The organism is Vibrio sp. B4-6 (assembly GCF_963888245.1).
GTDB lineage: Bacteria > Pseudomonadota > Gammaproteobacteria > Enterobacterales > Vibrionaceae > Vibrio > Vibrio anguillarum.
This window is the reverse complement of sequence record NZ_CAWPIM010000007.1, coordinates 1-18,526: the sequence shown is the minus strand read 5'-3', so window position 1 is coordinate 18,526 and position 18,526 is coordinate 1. Positions and strand designations below refer to the sequence as shown.

General features: G+C 43.5%; 13 protein-coding genes, 1 rRNA gene, 1 pseudogene and 1 riboswitch. Of the genes and pseudogenes, 9 read left to right on the top strand and 6 right to left on the bottom strand.

All coding sequences use genetic code 11. The annotated features are described in order from the left end of the window. The first annotated feature begins 44 nt into the window (after positions 1 to 44). Complete coding sequence (gene dinF / locus AACV20_RS02055; protein WP_017044868.1) at positions 45 to 1,388, top strand: MATE family efflux transporter DinF; 1,344 nt, start codon at positions 45 to 47, stop codon at positions 1,386 to 1,388. 103 nt (positions 1,389 to 1,491) lie between these two features. Here the strand turns inward: dinF and sthA are convergent, their stop codons facing one another. Beyond that, positions 1,492 to 2,892, bottom strand: a complete 1,401-nt coding sequence (sthA, locus tag AACV20_RS02050; protein WP_017048582.1) for a Si-specific NAD(P)(+) transhydrogenase — start codon at positions 2,890 to 2,892, stop codon at positions 1,492 to 1,494. Between the two features lie 286 nt (positions 2,893 to 3,178). On the opposite strand from sthA, the gene fabR reads away from it, so the two are divergent. Both fabR and AACV20_RS02040 read left to right on the top strand, forming a co-directional pair. Then, entirely contained in the window at positions 3,179 to 3,820 is a 642-nt protein-coding gene (fabR, locus tag AACV20_RS02045; RefSeq protein ID WP_017048583.1) for an HTH-type transcriptional repressor FabR, read from the top strand. Next, positions 3,820 to 4,197, top strand: coding sequence for a YijD family membrane protein (locus AACV20_RS02040; RefSeq protein ID WP_017042075.1), 378 nt, complete (start codon positions 3,820 to 3,822; stop codon positions 4,195 to 4,197). The genes fabR and AACV20_RS02040 overlap by 1 nt, the downstream gene beginning before the upstream one ends. Positions 4,198 to 4,356: 159 nt before the next feature. Here the strand turns inward: AACV20_RS02040 and AACV20_RS02030 are convergent, their stop codons facing one another. Further along, a complete protein-coding gene (locus tag AACV20_RS02030; protein ID WP_170907877.1) occupies positions 4,357 to 7,458 on the bottom strand; it encodes a beta-galactosidase in 3,102 nt (1,033 codons plus the stop codon). Between the two features lie 586 nt (positions 7,459 to 8,044). Continuing rightward, positions 8,045 to 8,402 (bottom strand): annotated as a pseudogene (locus AACV20_RS02025) (JAB domain-containing protein); the annotation flags it as partial. Between the two features lie 225 nt (positions 8,403 to 8,627). On the opposite strand from AACV20_RS02025, the gene AACV20_RS02020 reads away from it, so the two are divergent. Together AACV20_RS02020 and AACV20_RS02015 are read left to right on the top strand one after the other, a co-directional pair. Further along, positions 8,628 to 10,205, top strand: coding sequence for a DUF262 domain-containing protein (locus tag AACV20_RS02020; protein ID WP_170907876.1), 1,578 nt, complete (start codon positions 8,628 to 8,630; stop codon positions 10,203 to 10,205). A gap of 3 nt (positions 10,206 to 10,208) precedes the next feature. Beyond that, positions 10,209 to 10,700, top strand: a complete 492-nt coding sequence (locus AACV20_RS02015) for a HEPN domain-containing protein (protein WP_170907875.1) — start codon at positions 10,209 to 10,211, stop codon at positions 10,698 to 10,700. 9 nt (positions 10,701 to 10,709) lie between these two features. On the opposite strand, the gene AACV20_RS02010 is transcribed toward AACV20_RS02015, so the two are convergent. Both AACV20_RS02010 and trmA read right to left on the bottom strand, forming a co-directional pair. Then, positions 10,710 to 12,302, bottom strand: coding sequence for a DNA cytosine methyltransferase (locus tag AACV20_RS02010; RefSeq protein WP_170907874.1), 1,593 nt, complete (start codon positions 12,300 to 12,302; stop codon positions 10,710 to 10,712). A 161-nt stretch (positions 12,303 to 12,463) separates the two neighbouring features. Continuing rightward, positions 12,464 to 13,573 carry a tRNA (uridine(54)-C5)-methyltransferase TrmA gene (gene trmA, locus AACV20_RS02005; RefSeq protein ID WP_170907873.1) on the bottom strand — a complete coding sequence of 370 codons (1,110 nt, stop codon included), beginning with the start codon at positions 13,571 to 13,573 and terminating at the stop codon, positions 12,464 to 12,466. 160 nt (positions 13,574 to 13,733) lie between these two features. Further along, positions 13,734 to 13,929, top strand: a riboswitch (cobalamin riboswitch). A 47-nt stretch (positions 13,930 to 13,976) separates the two neighbouring features. On the opposite strand from trmA, the gene btuB reads away from it, so the two are divergent. The 3 genes from btuB to murI are packed head-to-tail and all read left to right on the top strand — an operon-like array spanning position 13,977 to position 17,381. After that, entirely contained in the window at positions 13,977 to 15,812 is a 1,836-nt protein-coding gene (btuB, locus tag AACV20_RS02000; protein WP_170907872.1) for a TonB-dependent vitamin B12 receptor, read from the top strand. A gap of 45 nt (positions 15,813 to 15,857) precedes the next feature. Continuing rightward, positions 15,858 to 16,547: an ATPase gene (locus tag AACV20_RS01995; RefSeq protein ID WP_442712885.1), complete on the top strand. Its 690-nt coding sequence runs from the start codon at positions 15,858 to 15,860 to the stop codon at positions 16,545 to 16,547. Between the two features lie 30 nt (positions 16,548 to 16,577). Beyond that, positions 16,578 to 17,381: a glutamate racemase gene (gene murI, locus AACV20_RS01990; RefSeq protein ID WP_026028593.1), complete on the top strand. Its 804-nt coding sequence runs from the start codon at positions 16,578 to 16,580 to the stop codon at positions 17,379 to 17,381. Here the strand turns inward: murI and AACV20_RS01985 are convergent. Next, entirely contained in the window at positions 17,344 to 17,799 is a 456-nt protein-coding gene (locus AACV20_RS01985; protein WP_017049959.1) for an RNA recognition motif domain-containing protein, read from the bottom strand. The genes murI and AACV20_RS01985 overlap by 38 nt on opposite strands. Before the next feature lie 607 nt (positions 17,800 to 18,406). Between AACV20_RS01985 and AACV20_RS01980 the strand changes: the two genes are divergently transcribed. Continuing rightward, a 16S ribosomal RNA gene (locus tag AACV20_RS01980) occupies positions 18,407 to 18,526 on the top strand; the annotation flags it as partial.

Below are 18,526 nucleotides of genomic sequence, written 5' to 3'. Positions count from 1 at the left end.
CCTATCACTCCGCTACACTTTGCTCTCACCCATGAGAGGTCAACGTGTTGCAATCTATTTTACAAACGTTATCGAACCGTTCCGTACATCGACAAGTGTTGCTACTGGCGATACCTATGGTGCTGTCCAATATTACCGTACCGCTGTTAGGTTTAGTTGATGCGGCGGTGATCGGTCATCTGGAACACGCTTGGTATTTAGGTGGTGTGGCACTCGGCGGTACGGTAGTCAGTGTTACTTTCTGGTTACTCGGCTTTTTAAGAATGTCGACCACAGGCCTTGCGGCGCAAGCATACGGTGAACAGTCGCCACAAAAACTGGCGTTAGTCTTGCTGCAAGGACTCTTGATGGCACTGGCATTTGCGTTGTTGTTTTTGATTCTGCATCGATGGATTGGCGATGCGATTTTTTCAGCTAGCAGTGCCAGTGAGCAAGTAAAACAATATGGGTTGCAGTATTTTGTGATTCGAGCGTGGAGTGCGCCCGCCGCATTGGCCAACTTTGTACTGCTCGGTTGGCTGTTAGCCACGCAAAATGCTAAAGCGCCGATGTGGATGGTGATCATCACTAACTTAACCAACATCGCGTTGGACATTCTGTTTGTGTTGGGTTTCGGCTGGAAAGTGGAAGGTGCTGCGCTGGCATCGGTTATCGCCGATTATGCGGGTATGAGCTTTGGTTTACTGTGTGTTTGGCGCTATTGGTGGCGGCATCAACTCCCTTCGCCACTGCAGCTAGGTGTTTTAGTGACACAAGGTCTTAGCCGCTTTGTGAAATTGAATCGCGATATTTTCCTGCGTTCACTCTGTTTGCAGGCGGCGTTCAGCTTTATGACCTTTCAAGGGGCGGCGTTTGGCGATCAAACTGTGGCGGCTAACGCTGTCTTAATGAGTTTTTTGATGATGATATCCTATGGCATGGATGGTTTCGCTTATGCGATGGAGGCCATGGTTGGCAAAGCGATTGGTGCAAAAAGTGAGGCGCAGCTCAAAAGTGCTCTGATCGGCAGTTTTTTCTGGAGTGCGCTAATCTGTTTAGCGTTAACGGTGATGTTTGCGGTGTGGGGATCGGCGTTGATCACGCTGATCACTGACATTAACGCAGTTCAGCAAGCGGCTAACCGTTATCTAGCGTGGCTGGTGGCGATGCCGTTAACCGCGATGTGGTGTTTTTTATTGGATGGTATTTTTATCGGCGCGACCAAAGGTAAAGAGATGCGCAACAGCATGTTTGTCGCGATGTGCAGTTTTTTCAGCGTTTTCTATCTGGCTCAGTCTTTGGGTAATCACGCCCTGTGGATGGCGATGATCAGCTTTATGGCGATGCGCGGCATCAGTTTAGGTGTGGTCTTTATCTCACAATGGCGACGCGGTGTTTTTCTCACTTGATCACCGAATCTATCCCTAAGCACTTCACTCACTAGGTTACCAAAAAGAAAGCCGCACTCGTTAGCGGCTTTCATTCCATTAGCAGGCAGAATTAGGTCGATGATTAGAACAATCGATTCAGGCCATTTAACGCCGCCACGCGGTAGGCTTCGGCCATGGTTGGATAATTGAAGGTGGTATTGACGAAATATTCGAGGGTATTGGCTTCGCCTTTTTGCTCCATAATTGCCTGTCCGATATGGATGATTTCAGCCGCGCGTTCTCCAAACACATGAATACCTAAAATTTCTTTTGTCTCTCGGTGAAACAAAATTTTCAAGCTGCCGATATCTTTGCCAGAAATTTGTGCTCGTGCGAGGTGTTTAAACGAAGAGCGGCCAACTTCATACGGAATTTTGGCCGCGGTGAGTTCTTGCTCTGTTTTGCCCACTGAACTGATTTCAGGAATGGTGTAAATCCCAGTTGGAATGTCATCAATTAAGTGCCCTTGCGCTTGACCATGAGCAATCGCTTGAGCGACAAATCGACCTTGATCATAGGCTGCGCTCGCAAGGCTTGGGTAGCCAATTACATCACCGACTGCGTAGATGTGCTCCACCGAGGTTTGATAGTTACGATTGACGGCCAGTTGGCCACGTGAGTCGGCATTCAGGCCCACCGCTTTGAGGTTCAATTTGTCAGTGTTGCCCGTGCGTCCATTGGCGTACAAGATACAGTCGGCTTTCATTTTTTTGCCCGATTGCAAGTGAACGATCACACCATCGTCAGTGCCTTCAATCTTTTCATGGGTTTCATCATTACGAATCACAATGCCGCTGTTCCAAAAATGGTACGAGAGTGCATCAGACGTTTCGTTATCCAGAAACGACAGCAAGCGGTCACGGGTATTGATGAGGTCGGTTTTGACGCCTAAGCCGCGGAAAATCGAAGCGTATTCGCAACCAATGACGCCTGCGCCATAAATGATGATGTGGCGAGGATCGTGTTTAAGCGAGAGAATCGAATCGCTGTCATAAACTCGTTCATGAGTAAAATCAACATCATCAGGTTGATAAGGGCGTGAGCCAGTCGCAATCACAAATTTGTCGGCGCTGTATTTTTCGATGCTGCCGTCAGCGTGCGTAACCGCCACGGTGTTTTTGTGGGTAAACTTAGCGTTACCAAAAATCAGCGTACACTGATTGCGATCGTAAAAGCCTTGGCGCAAGCGCGTCTGTTTATCAATCACAGATTTAGCATGGCCTAAAATATCAGAGAAAGTGAGATGAATACTGGTGTTGTTTTTACAAAATAGAGGGTTACTGTTGAATTCGATGATGCGGCTGACCGCATGGCGTAACGCCTTGGAGGGAATGGTGCCCCAATGGGTACAACCTCCGCCAACACTACTCTCTTTTTCGATAATGGCGACATTAAACCCCGCTTTAGTCAAACCCATTGCGGCGCCTTCTCCGCCAGGGCCGCTACCAATTACGATGACATCGAAGTGGTTTTGGTTCGCCATACTCTATTCCTTGTTGTATTTGTTTAACATTGCTGTAGCGAGATTTTAACTGATCCATCAGTGCGGTAAACGATGTTGCCATCAGAGAGTGGAGAGGATCACGCTCGAGAGGTGAAAATGCCACTTTATGCTATTGCTTTGCCCATCTTACTGTGGCGAGTGATTGAAATTAGGTTAGGTGACTGTTTAATTGGTTACTTTGTCCAAAGAGGCGATGTTGTGGCTTAGACAACGTGCTCAATCACGTTATAGTATGGCTCAGATAGTAAAAGAGAAGCGACTTAATATGAAATCGATGGGAATTCGCGCATTACAAAAAGAAAAAACACGTCGTTCATTGATTGATGCAGCATTTAGCCAATTAAGTGCCGATCGGAGTTTTTCTAACTTAAGTTTACGAGAAGTGGCCCGCGAGGCGGGGATTGCGCCCACCTCATTCTATCGACATTTTAAAGATATGGATGAGTTGGGTTTAACCATGGTTGATGAAGGCGGTTTACTGCTGCGTCAATTGATGCGCCAAGCACGGCAGCGCATTGTCAAAGAGGGCAGTGTGATTCGCACGTCGGTTGAAACCTTCATGGAATTTATTGAAAGTAGTCCCAATGTGTTTCGCTTATTACTGCGAGAACGCTCAGGTACTTCTTGCGAGTTTCGTGCCGCGGTAGTGCGAGAAATACAGCACTTTTCCGCAGAGCTCACCGAGTATTTGATGACGACAGGCATGGGTCGTGACGAGGCATTAACTCAGGCCGAAGCTTCCGTTATTTTGGTGTTCAGCTCCGGCGCTGAAGCTTTAGATTTAGATCGACGTGAGCGAGATGAGCTTGCTGAACGTTTGATCATGCAGTTGCGAATGCTAGCCAAAGGGGCATTTTGGTATCGCAAAGAACGTGAACGTAATCGGCTCAAAGGGGGGATAGAGTAATGTCGAATGAAAACAACACAACCCATCGTGGTTCGGAAAGAAAAACACTTGTGCTAGCGCTCATCGCAGGTATGTGCGGCGATGCCTTGTTGTCTTGGGTAACCATTAGCCAAGTTCCGTTCTCCATTTTCCCACTGATTGCATTAGTGCTTTCTGTGCAGGCGTTGTATCAAGAATATTTGCGCCATCCGGTGGCGGAAGATCTTCCATTGGTAGCGCTTGCCTGTTTCTTTGTCGGTGCTTTTGGTCATTCGGCATTTATCAAAGCACAATATCCAGATTCTGGTTCTAACTTTTTCGCCATTCTCGTATTGCTGTTGTTGCTACTCTGGGTTGGAAGAAAATTGGGTTTTCTTGGTCGCCATCACGCCGACTAAGTCATCAATGACTAGGTAGATATAGCGTGCGATGTGACCGTCATCCAAGCCTATCAAAGACATATCACAGGGATGTGGACGCCGTTTTCTTGTCGTAGCGTCATGCATCCCGCTGTCACGTAATCGTTGTAAGTGGCGATAGCCGTTATCGGTGCGTTTTTAAATACGATGCGAAATTGCTTTGAACGATATTCGGTAAACGTAATTATTGCCAGTTAGCTGGAATTCTTTGTGCACACTAGGGCTCCAAGAATCATCACCACCCACGCCCATGTGCTGATGGTCTAGGCGCACATAAATGGTTTTTTCTGCCATTAAATCACAGGTGTGTTTTGCTTTTGCCAGCGTCTGTTGAGCATATTGACTGACACTAAATTGGAAATCGCCAGATATCGCCAGTTCGTTCACTTGCAGCCATTGAGTTCCACAACGCAAGCCACTGTCGGTTGGGAAAATGTACGGAGTATGCATCTCTTCTAGCGTTTGCGTGTGCAAGCCAAAACGTGCTGCAGATAGGCGGTCTGGGTAGTTCTCAAACGGACCTAAACCTTGCCAAGTGATTGGTGTACTCTGCTCATGCAATGGCAATTGCAACTCCAAGCCGATACGTGGCATGGGTGGTAGATCATCGGCAAGTGTCACATCAACGGTCAGCTGCATTTCGCCACTGTTTTTCAGCGTATGCGTCCAAGTGGTGATGGCTTGCACGGCACCGTTGAATTGGTAAGCGAAAGTTGATGTTACTTGCACGGCATGCGCCAACATGTCGCTATGGCAACTGACACATTCGCGTTTCCATTGGCCAATACCAGCCATATCCCAACGGCATACCCAAGCGTTTGGATCTACGTTATCCACTTCACTCACACCAATATCGTTATCCAGTGGCGCACGGAAGAAGTTATCTTGCGGTGCCGCCAGCATTTGCGCTTTGCCATCGACTTGCCAATCAATCATCAAGCCTGTTTGACTATCCCAGCACCATTGATGCTTCTCATTTAGGCTGGTGACTACGATCATGCCTTTTTGCTGGCTTATCGCTGGGGCTGGTTGCGTTTCCAATTTAGGCATGGCGAGACCTGAGGTATTGCGTAGCGCAAATTGCTCAGAAGCGCTCACATGTCCCGCGGGTGCCCAAAGTGTTTCAGCCACTAAGGTGATGTCAGTATTCAAGTGGTATCGCGCTTCTGCTTTAGGTGTAAATTCAAAAGCAATATCTACGGTTGCTTGGCTATCGGCTTTGATGTTCAGCACAACAGAGCCAGATTGAATCAATTTGCCATCTTCCAAAAGTGACCAGTTCAATTGCTCGTTGTCCGTTGCACGAAATAGGTTTTCGTTAGTTACTAATAGATGACAGAATCCTTTCGCTTGTTCTTGCAGCGACACGCGAATCATACGCTGGCAGTATTTGGCTTCTTCCAATGTTGGATGCACAGTGCGATCTGGGAAGATCAACCCGTTGATGCAGAACTGGCGGTCATTGATTTTATCGCCAAAATCGCCACCGTAAGCCCAGAAGTGTTGGCCGTTCTCGTCCCATTGGCTCAAGCCTTGGTCTACCCAATCCCAGATAAATCCGCCTTGAAGGCGAGGAAACTCGCGGAATGCATCCCAATATTCATTAAAACTCCCCAAACTGTTACCCATTGCGTGAGCGTATTCACATAAGATCAGTGGGCGAGTTTCGTTGGGTAGAGAAATCCATTTTTTGATTGGCCATTTTGGTACTGCTTCATCTGCAATCGTTGTATTCACACGGGCGTACATAGGCGCAATGATGTCGGTTGCAGCGGTATTGGCACCGCCACCTTCATATTGAACAGGGCGCGACGAATCGTAGTTTTTCGACCAGGCGTACATCGCATTGTGGTTGCTGCCGTGGCCAGACTCGTTACCCAAAGACCAGATGATGATAGAAGGATGGTTTTTATCGCGCATCACCATTTGGGTGTAGCGGCTCATGTATGCGTGTGCCCATTGTGGATTGCTCGAAAGGCGATTCATCGGCTGCATGCCATGGGTTTCGATGTTCGCTTCATCGCACACGTACAAGCCGTATTGGTCACACAGTTCGTACCAACGAGGGTGATTTGGGTAGTGCGCTGTACGTACCGCGTTGAAATTGTATTGCTTCATCAAACAGATGTCGCGGATCATGTCTTCTTCTGTCATCACATGCCCAAGCTCTGGATGATGCTCATGACGGTTAACGCCACGGATCAGCAAAGGCCTGCCGTTGAGTTTCAACTGACCATCAGTGATTTCCACTTTGCGAAAGCCCACATGATAGGCTTCACTCTCTAGATGTATGCCGTTTTCATCTAATAGTGAAACGACTAGGCGGTATAGATTGGGGGTTTCTGCGCTCCATTTGTTTGGCTCACGCACATGCAATGTTTGAAATACCACGTCATCGTATGTGCCTCGCTCGTCAATACGGCGGTTGTGCGGGCGATCAATTCGCGGCTCAGTCACTGCGCATTCACCATCAAAGAGCTGCACTTGCACTTGGTAACAATCTGGCGCTGAAATGTGCGTCACGATTGATAGTGAACCATCGCGATAACACGCATCCAAATCTGGCGTGACGAATACATCTTCAATGCAGTATTGCGGTTTAGAAAGCAAAGTTACGTCGCGGAAAATACCACTTAGCCACCACATGTCTTGGTCTTCTAGGTAGCTGCCATCACACCAACGCATCACCATCACGGCAAGTGTATTCTCGCCAGCCACTAGGTAGGGCGATAAGTCGAATTCGGAAGGCAAGCGGCTATCTTGGCTGTATCCCACCCAAGTGCCGTTGCACCATAGGTGGAATGCTGAGTTCACACCATCGAAGATGATGCGCTGTGTATTGGTAAGATCGGCTTCTGAGCGGGAAATCGTAGTGCGGTAACAACCTGTCGGGTTTTCGGCGGGTACGAATGGAGGGTTTACTTCAAACGGGTATTTTACGTTGGTGTAAATTGGTTTGTCGTAGCCTTGTAGCTGCCAGTTGGAAGGAACCGTTATTTCATCCCAGTTCGTGTCATTGAATTTGGTTTGAATAAACTCGCCTTCGACTTGTTCTGGCGAGTCGAACACTTTGAATTTCCATTGGCCATTCAGCGATTGACGTTGGGCGTAAACGCCGTCACGGGCATGGTCAATATCTCGGTAACTGGAAAGTGGGCTGTGTGCTTTTAAGCAGTGAATATTCACTGATTGTGGGGTTTCCCAGTCACGTCGTTGGAGAATATCTGAAAATGCCTTCATGGTTTTCCTACTTGATTTTTTGTTTCTAACCGTGTTGCGCTACGGTAGTGAATACCGTAATGGATGACTTTTTTGCTCTGGTAGTCGACGCTAACGCGGCCAAAAACAGTGCCATACATAGAGTAGCTAATCGTTTTATTTTTTGAGTCCTAACTTGCTACTCAGTGTAAATAAAATGTGGAAACGTTTCCATGATGGGATTTGCATTTTCATAGTAATAACGGATTTATTCTTCTTTCGTGTGATCATCCTCTCTGGAATATGCTTTTAAGCAATTTTAACGGCGAAGTGATGAACTTTCCTTGATGAGATTGGCTTTGGATCTGACGTTTATATCAAAATCAATCTGTAAACGTTCCCATGAATTTGGTTTGGCTCACCGATTATTTTGTTCTATTCATTGTGATGCGATGTAATTTCCTGCTTCAAAGTCAGACAAAATGACAGATAACCATTGATTGAATTAACCGGTGGGCAGGCTCTACTGATTGTAGAATTGGGTGAGTATGCAGAGATTCTGCATTGGGGACAGAAGGTAAGCGGCGATCTCAACGGTTATCATATGGGCTCTGCATTGAGCTGTATCCTCACCTGTCACGATATGGTCATGTACGCGAATAATCTACCAGCGCTAGAGCGTCCTTGAGTCTTTCGGTAATCCGTAAGTCAGCTAGGGAAGGTGTTGAATCTCCGGATGGATGGTTATGGGCAAATATCACCGCTGCTGCATTTACTTCTAATACCGCTTTCACCACTTCTCGTGGGTATACGCTGGTGGTTCCACCGTTCCATGAAACAGCTCTTTAAACTTTTTGGTTATCCAGCAGCAATAAGGCAAACACTTCACGCTCATAGCGTGTTGCCAGTATTTCAGCTGTATGCTCTAGGATTTCATTTTCCTGATAGCGTTGCTGCTTCTGGTAATCGGGTGTTTTTGGATTCATTTCAGGCTCCTGTCAGAATCAATGGTGGGGTTTCACATTGATGACATATACCTGAAGAATTTTTGGATTGAAGTTAGCGTGGTATTTTTGATGGTAACTTATTATAAATGTGCTTTACATTTGATTGAATTGTTTTAAAAGGGCATAGTAGAACAAGATATGAAACTTATCTCAACTCATGTAAACAATGGCCAAGACTTATTGTTCTTAATTTAGGTTGAAAAGATGAACACAAGAGAATTAACACCGACTGAGCAAGAAAAGGCAGATGCTTTAACAGAATTGAATATTGATTTTGAGCTGCTTTATGTCACAGAAACTGGGCTTACGAAAAGCATCTTAGATGCAACTGCACCAATAAATCAGTTACTGAAAGATAAGCAAGTACATGACTATGATACTCAGCTGTCAGGTCCAGAGAATAAAGTGATGCTCCCTTGTATTGTTTTAAGTAATGGAGTTCGAGAGGAAACAAAGTCTTCCTTATATAAAGCGACAAAGAGGGGCGATACTCGATTTTGGCCTGGAAGGTTCAATCGCTTTGCTTCGGATGGACAAGTGTTTGCTGTGTTTATTGAAAATAATAATATCATATTGTTAAACCTATCTGATGAGTGTCCGTTAGATGTATCTGATGGTTCAGACTTTTCTGAAATTGTCAGTAGGATTAATATTGACTCTGATACATTAGTGGGAATCGTTGGAGCTGGAGAAGATACTAAAGTTGAACTTGACGAAAGTAGTGAAAGCGCTGTGCTGTCACGATTTGAAGTTTCTAGTTATGGGTGGGATAGCGATGTCGAAGGACTCGTTAAGAGATTAAAGCGCGGAGATATAAACTTACCAGGCTTTCAACGAGGTTTTGTATGGGGTTTGACCGAACAGTCCAGATTTATTGAATCCTTAATTCTGGGATTACCTGTACCAAATATTTTTCTTGCTCAAGATCGTGATTCCAAGACTTTAAATATTGTCGATGGGCAGCAGCGACTAAAAACACTTCAACGATTTTTAGCTGGAGACTTTGCTTTATCAAATAGTAAAAAAATCCATGCAGATCTACGAGGCTGTTATTTTAATCGTGAGGTCGCTAAAAGTTCTAAGTCTAAAATTCTCGAAGATGTAGATGCCCGAACCTTAAGTGATTCGATAATACATAGTATAGTGATAAAACCAGATATATCTTCTGATAGCCCTGAATATGGGCAGGAATACAACAATGCAGTTGTTCAGATATTTAGACGCTTAAACACTAGTGGAAAAGCCTTACAGGCACAAGAGCTTAGATCGTGTATTTTCCACGGCCCATTCGATGATTTTCTTCATCGATTAAACAAAAATTCGTCATGGCGTAGCTTGTTTGGTACTGAGCATAGCCGATATAAAGACGTCGAAACTATTTTGAGATTTTTTGCTCTATTTAATAACTACGAAAAATACAAAGCTCCGATGCCTAGTTTCCTAGATAAATATATGGGTGAGAACCGTAATATGGAGCATGACAAGATTCTTAAATCGCAAGAACTTTTTGAGTCAATAGTAGATCGTTTATTGAATGCTTGTGGCTCATCATTGTTCAAAGTTGGTGGAACTTTGTTGTTATCAAAATTTGATGCAGTGACTGTTGGCTTTGCTAAAGCGTTATCTTCGGGGGTGGTGTTTGATACTGATGAAAAAATAAATAGAAAGATAGAGCAGCTGATTTCTGATCCTATTTATTTAGATTCGACTGCGGAGTTTATTAATGATACTGGAAATGTAATAAATAGAATTAATATAGCGATAAATATATTCAAAGGTTAGATTATGATAGCAAGGTCTCGCCATAGAGGGCATGATAAATATAGGTCTAGAATAACCTATTTGTTTAAGCTATTTAATGAGGATGAATATAGTAGCCCAGAAACCCAAGCTAACAATGCTAAGTATCTTGCTGTGTTGGTCTCTGGATATTTAGAGCAATCTATTAAAGAGTTATTGTTACACTATGCGTTTCAAGGATCCAGACCTCAAGTGGCTAGATATGTAGAAGAGACATGGCCGATATCTAGAAATATGAATGCAGATAATATAAAAACTATTCTGCATCAATTTAACTCAGTATGGAGTGATGAGTTTTCTACGTGGCTTGAAGAAGATGCAAGTAGAAAGAGCCATATAAACTCGATCGTCCGTTGGCGTAACAGCATTGCCCATGGTCAGGAATCGAACACTACTGGCGTTACATTGGTATCGGTTTGCACTGCTTTTTCTACCGTTAGCAATTTAGTTTCTTTTATAGAGGAAAAAATCCAGTAATAAGATTATTCATGAAGTTGATTCTAAAGTCCGAATTAGATCTCTGTTTAATAAATCTAAAATAGAGCTACCAAGCTTGCGAGCTAATAATGGGGGAACAGCGTTGCCAACTTGAGTATATTGAGGCACTTCATAGCGTCTCATTGTTCCCCCAGTAGTTACTTTCGCGCGAAATTTGAATGCATCGGGAAAGGATTGGATTCTAGCCATTTCCCGCACTGTAAGAGTTCTGAGTTCGTTACTATCGTAATGGCAAGCATCGTCTGGTATAGATAAAGCCGCAGGTGCTGGTTGATGTTCATCTAGTGCACGTTGGCTTCGTTTTTTTGTCGGATGATTCTTTAGATATCTAGTCAAGTCTTCTTTTGCACTAAAATTGACATACTCACCTTCCGTAGATACAAACTTATGTTTTTTCAATTCTTCCCAAACTGAATCACTTAAATCAATCACTTTACCTTTTAAAATACCAAAAACTTGTTTTTTTGCATCTTGGCTACATTTTTGAAGCACTTGATAAACTCGAAACCTTCTTTTTACCAGCTCATTATTTTTTCTTGGTACATGGTTAGATATTGAATTAGCCTTACCCAAAACACTCTCAAATTTTTTATTTAACTCATTGACATATAATGACTTTTTATTCTCTTTTCTGAGGCGTAAATCATGAATTGCCATTTTTACAGATACTTCTTTATTGCTAACAAGAGGTGCTAAAAAAGAGTTCCGAAACAAGTCTAAGTCTTTTCCAATGCTAACGTCATAACAGTGATAATCTCGAATATCGACGGCTTTACCTTCTTGAATTTTTTTAAATAGCTCTACACAAGGGGTTAGTAGTTTTTTTTCATATTCATTTAAAGAGGGTGATATGCTTGAAAACGTATCCTTTCGGATCGCAATCATTATAAAACGAGGTCTATTCTGAGGGACTCCTGCCAACCGCGCATTAACATGCAGACATAATGGTATGTAGCTCTGTTCTGCAAAAGCCTTGGCTACCTCAAACCAAGCATAGTATTTTATACCGTCTTCATTGAAAGGTCTCAGTATACCTGATACGTTTTCGAGCATTACTAGCTTGGGCTCTACCATGCCTACAAACTTTGCAAACTCCCAAGGTAATAAATTCTTATCGCAATCTTTTTTTCTTAGGCCTGCCAAACTGAAACTCTGACAAGGTGGGCCTCCTGAGACAAGATCTATTCCACCATTTCCAAATCCACTTTTTATTTCATTAAGAAGTTGAGGGTTAGCTTCTAAAATCTGGTTTAGATGAATGATATTCCCTATCAAAAGACTTCCTTGTAGTTTTTGGTATTCATCTGGTATGTCTGAAACACCTGTATCCAGATCTGGATACTCAAAAGGGTTTTCTCTAAGTCTACGAGTTAAGTCTAGATACTTGCTACTGAGCCAGAAAGTTTTCTTGCTGTTTTTTCCTTGTTTTGCAAATAAATCTAAATCTTCCCCTAACAAGTTATATGCAAACGTTTCAGCTGCCATTGGTGATAACTCATTAGCGAATGTAAGTTCAAAACCAGCCTTAGCTAAGCCTAAAGATAACCCGCCACACCCAGAAAAAAGCTCAATATGATTCAAATCAGTACTCACTTAGATAATTATTCAATTGATATGCTAAAACATTTGTTGTTTAAGGTCCAGGATTACTTGGCAAACGATTTGATGTTCGCTTTAAACTTAGCTGTACCCCGGGCTATACCCTGTGGCACTTTTAACTATGATTATTTTGCTACCATCCCTTATTTAATCTTCTCCAGCATCACTCCTGCTTCCATGTGGTGGGTGTAAGGAAATTGGTCGAATAGAGCGAAACGAGTCACTTTGTGTGTTTCACATAGAGTGTCTAAATTCTCTTTTAAGGTTTCTGGGTTGCAGGAGATATACACAATCCGCTCGTAGCCTTGCACCATTTTGCAGGTATCGATATCCATCCCCGAGCGCGGTGGGTCAACAAAAATGGTGTTGCAACGATAGCTTTTGAGATCAACTCCAGCCTGTTGCAAACGGCGAAACTCACGTTGACCTTCCATCGCTTGAGTAAATTCTTCGGCAGACATGCGGATGATTTGCACATTGTCTATTTTATTCGCCGCAATGTTGTATTGCGCGGAATCAACAGAAGGTTTGGCTAATTCGGTTGCGAGCACTCGCTCGAAATTTTTCGCCAATGCCAGTGAAAAGTTACCATTCCCACAGTAGAGCTCTAATAAATCGCCTTGGCTCTCTTGCGTACAGTCAACGGCCCATTCCAACATTTTTTGTGCGACAGTACCGTTTGGCTGAGTAAAGCTGTTTTCCACTTGTTGATAAATATAACTTTGACCATGTACGTTCAGCTTCTCAATCACAAAATCTCGATCGAGCACGACTTTCATTTTACGTGCACGGCCAATCAAATTGAGGTTGAATCCCTCATCATTGAGACGCTGTTTTAATGCTTTTGCTTGGGTTATCCATTCTTCATCGAGTTGGCGATGATAAAGCAGAGAAACCAGTACTTCACCACTAAGAGTGGAGAGAAAATCCACTTGGAAAAGTTTACGGCGCAGTGAGTCGCTGCCTTTAATTGCATCGACCAAAAGTGGCATCAAATCATTAATTAAACGACTGGCCGCAGGAAACTGGTCAACGCGGTATTTTTCACGCGTTTCTTGGTTGAACATGATGTAATAAAGCTCATCACCTTCGTGCCAAACTCGAAATTCTGCACGCATACGGTAATGCTGCTCTGGTGATTCAAACACTTCCAACTGAGGCATGTTGTATTGTGCGAACATTTGGGTCAGACGCTCGGTCTTTTCCGCCAACTGTTGCTGGTAGTGTTGTGGGTTTACATCAAGAGTCGCCATGGTATTACCTTTGCTTGGGTATGGTGCATTCAAATAATAAAGAGCGCAGATTTTATTCAATCCCTCGCGCTTGTCCAGTTTTGTCCTGAATTAGTCATTAATTGCGAGCTAACAAAAATAGCTGACACCAATCAGTACTAGACAAATTATCAATAGAGCCATAGTATCGCCCTCAGCTGGTGCTATCTAGCGGTATAGATGGCCGAAAAGGGAATCTGGTGTGAATCCAGAACTGACGCGCAGCGGTAAGAGAGAACGAACACCCAATATGACACTGCAGGAAAATGCTGTGGGAAGTCGGGTTAGTAGGTCAAGAGCTCTCAAGTCCGAATACCTGCCAGCAGCCAAATCTATGCCACCTTTTGGTTGATTTGGTAGGACTTACGCGAATTAGGATCACAATATGAATAAATCCCTTTTAGCGGCGGCTGTAGCATCGCTGCTTTCACTTATCTCCAATTTACACGCCCAAGAAGCATCTGCTGACGAAACCATGGTGGTTACGGCTAACCGTTTTGAGCAAAGTACCGAAAGTGTTATTGCTCAAGTGGAGGTTGTGACACGTCAAGATATAGCTCGTATTCAAGCTAAGTCACTAACTGATGTATTCAAACGATTAACGGGTATTCAAGTTACACAGAATGGTGGTAGAGGCCAGCAAGCTTCGATCTTTGTTCGAGGTGCTAACTCTGATCAGGTTCTTGTCTTAATTGACGGCATTCGTTTTGCTCGCGCTGCAAAAGGTGGTGTCGATTTCAGCCAGCTGCCAATCGCATTTGTTGACCGAGTAGAGTATGTACGAGGTGCTCGTGCTGCTATGTATGGTTCAGAGGCTATTGGTGGTGTGATTAATATCATTACAGTTGTCAGTTCTGACAATGAAGAAACTGTAGTGAGTGCAGGATTAGGCAGCCGTGATTATGAAGAATTAAGTTTTGTTAGTGGTACTAAAGTTGGCGAGAACGGTCATTTAAACGTATCGGTTGGTTACGATTCTGATGAGGGCTATAACGTTCACCCAATGCCCGGAGTAAACGATGGTGACCGTCATGGGTTTGAATCACGTAATGCTTTGCTCGGGTACGTACATAACTTCGACCAACAGTGGAGTGGCTTTGCGAATTTCCGAATGTTCGAGACTATCTCTCAATATGATGGTTCGTATGTTGATTATAATACCGGCAACCCTGTCCACTCTTACAAAGAAGCTGAAGTACAAAACTCTACTGTTGCTGCTGGCGTTAAATTTAATGGCAGTGAGCTAAAGTCTGAATTCCTAGTTAATTATCAAAACCAAGACAACTGGAATTACGAAAAGTCTCTAGGTAAGAACTCTTCTTCGGCTACGTCTGATGAGCTTGAGCAACTTAATGTTCAATGGGTAAACTCATACAAAGTTACTTCAGCACTGACGTTAAGTGGTGGTGTTGATTGGCGAGATGAGGCCTACATCGTTAAGCCATCGAATACTGAATATGATCGAACCAATGTTGCATACTTCACAGCATTAAACGCAGATGCGGACAAAGTGTTTGGTGAGTTGAGCATTCGTGCTGATGACAATGAACAGTTTGGTACTGAAACAACGTATAACACAGGGTTAGGTTATCGTTACGCAGAATGGCTTGTGGTTAAGGCTGCCTATGGTACATCGTTTAAAGCTCCGAACTTGTATCAACTATATAGTTACTACGGTAATGACAAGCTAGAAGCCGAGAAAGCGGATTCATTTGAATTAACTTTTAGTGGTTTAATCCAAGAGGTTGATTGGTCAATTACTGGATACGATACAAACGTTGAAGACTTAATTGATTATAATTACGCGACGAGTAAGTATTACAACACTAATGGTGAAAGCCAATTACGTGGTGTGGAAATGGTTGTCGGTTTTGATACAGGCTTTATTAACCACCAAGTGAGCGCTAACTTCCAAGATCCAAAAGACCAATCTGGTGAACAGTTAGTCCGCCGTGCTAAGAAGATTTATAAGTATAACGCGGTAGCTAGTTTCGATGATGTTGATTTGTCATTGGGGTACCAATACGTCGGTGAGCGACCAGACTTCTCTGAAGAGTTGGCTGCATACAGTTTGTTTGATGTTTCAGTTAACTACTACGTAAATGAAAATCTTACTTTAAACGGTCGAGTCGAGAACCTTACTGATGAAGAGTACGAGACAGCTGGTGGATACCCATCTCCAGAGCGTACATATTACGTAAATGCTACTTACCAATTCTAATTTTTGAAACCGCCAGTGGGCGGTTTTTACTTTGCGAGTGTGATGATGAAAAAGAACGTTATTGTCAGTTGGTCTAGTGGAAAAGATTCAACCCTCACTTTAGAGCGATTATTGGAAGATAGCCGTTATTGTGTGGTGGGCATTTTTACCACTTATGTCGAAGATGAAGTGCCCTTTCAAGCCACCCCTTTGTATGTAATTGAGCTACAAGCACGACTTTTAAAATTACCCGTTGTCAAAATAGAGCTGCCTGCCGTATTTCCAAGTAACGAGCTTTATCAATCGACCATCATCAGCACATTAAAACAAAGTGGATTAGAGATAGACGCCGTTGCTTTTGGCGATATGTTCTGTAACGGTATTGCGCAGTATCGCAAAAGCTATATTGAACCGGCTGGCTGGGAGTGTGTGTTGCCCTTGTTAGGCGAAGATAGTAGCGCTCTTGCGCGAGAGATCATAAATCGCGGCATCCAAACCATGGTGATGACGACAGATGGTCACAGCCTCACGCCAGACTATTGTGGACAACCTTATGGACGAGCGTTTATTGATTCTTTACCAGCAAAGGTTGACCCGTGTGGCGAAAATGGCGAGTTTTATACACTGGTCATCGACGCGCCCTGTTTTTTGGGTGGAACACTGGAGTTAGAGTTGACGCATCTCCAACTGGGGGAACGCTTTTGTCACCAAAGATACCGAGCAAGAGCATTGCCAATTGATAAAGAGCGAGTATGATCGGAACGTTTTCATTATAAGGTGCTCAGAGTGTCGCAACCGTCTCAGCTTAATGTGCTTATCTTTGACTCTGGTGTTGGTGGGTTATCGGTTTATCAAGAGGTTCAAGCCAAACTACCACAATTAAACTACATCTACCTGTTTGACAATGAAGCTTATCCTTATGGAGAGCTCAATCAAGAGGTGTTAATTAAGCGTGTGGTTAGGTTGGTAAGCGATGTCGTTGTGAAAGAGCGTATTGATTTGGTCGTTATTGCTTGTAATACCGCAAGCACCATCGTCTTACCCAAGTTGCGTTCTTGTCTTGCTGTACCAGTTGTGGGGGTTGTCCCTGCGATTAAACCGGCCTCGTCACTGGCAAATAAAGCCGTGGGACTCATTGCCACCCCAGCGACTATCACTCGTCAATACACTCACGATTTGATTCGAGATTTTTCATCTGACAAGAATGTTGAATTGCTAGGGTCAACGCGCTTAGTGGATATGGCAGAAGAAAAATTGAGGGGCAAAGCTGTCGATCTTGCAGAATTAAAAGAGATTCTTAGCCCTTTGGTGAACCGTATTGATGTGGCGGTCCTTGGCTGTACACACTTCCCATTAATAAAAGAAGAGATCCAAGCCGTATTAGGGAAGAGTGTCGTACTAGTTGATTCCGGAGAAGCTATTGCTCGTCGTGTGCAAGAGCTATTGGGCGTTAAAAGCGAGCCACAATGCAAAATCAAACAACACAAGATATTATCAAGCGCACCTCCTTGGGAAGAAAGCGCGCTCAATAGCCGATTAGCTCACTTAGGTTTTACTCCTGTTCAAACATATCGTCATCAGGATGTTTAGGATCATTCGCCACACGTACCTTCAATGTACGCTGCATATAGTCTTTCTCATTTAAAGCTGAAATAGCACTATCTACATTCGCAGAAGCCATCACAACAAAGCCAAATCCACGCCTTTTGCCTGTCCGCTTATCTTTCATCAAACGTACGGCAAAGACTTCTCCATATTTGGCAAAAAGTTCACGAACATGAGCTTCATTCGCTTTGTATGGCAAGTTACCGACATACAGTGTTTTCGTTGAGAGTTTTGACTCCTCATCATCGGTTAGCGTTTTGCTGCCAAAAAATTTAAAAACAAGAGCGGAAGAGACAACACCAAGAACAAAAGTAATTGCGGGAGAAAGCGCGACCAGAGAAAAAAGGATTGCGCCTATTATTGCAAGAGATGCAACCAGTAAAATCGATTTATTAGAGTTCATATTGGAATACTACATATCAAGTAAAAGAAGAAGGATGTCTAGGATTAACAAAATAGACACATCAATCTTACGTTTATGCTTGGTGTTTTTCCAACCAATTGCTGTGATAACCTTCAAATGTTGAAGTTTTATTCAATAAAACGCGACATTGGTGGCTTTTTAAGCGAATGAAAGGTGATTTTAAAAAAGAACTTGTCACATTGTAAAACCTCCCTATAATGCCGCCTCACTGACACGGAGTGAGGCAAGCCTCACAAACGAGTTACTAGTTGAAAGAGAAAGATAGTTAAAAATAATTCTTGACTCTTAAAAGCTAAAGCGTATTATTCGCACCCCTAGCGACGCGGACTTAACGGTCTTGTTCGACAGGAACGCTCTTTAACAATATAAACCTATCAATCTGTGTGGGCACTCGTTGATGATAATCAAAAAAGATTTATCAATAAACTGAGTGACCAATCAGAATCAAGTTTACTTGATTTTGGCACAGTCAATTCATTGTTGTTCTGTTGGAGCAACAATAGCTTTAAAATTACTTTTTTACTTTCGAGTAAGAGCAGTTTTGAAGTCAGTATTCATTGAGCCGGTCTTAGGACCAAAAAAACTTTAATTGAAGAGTTTGATCATGGCTCAGATTGAACGCTGGCGGCAGGCCTAACACATGCAAGTCGAGCGGCAGCACAGAGGAACTTGTTCCTTGGGTGGCGAGCGGCGGACGGGTGAGTAA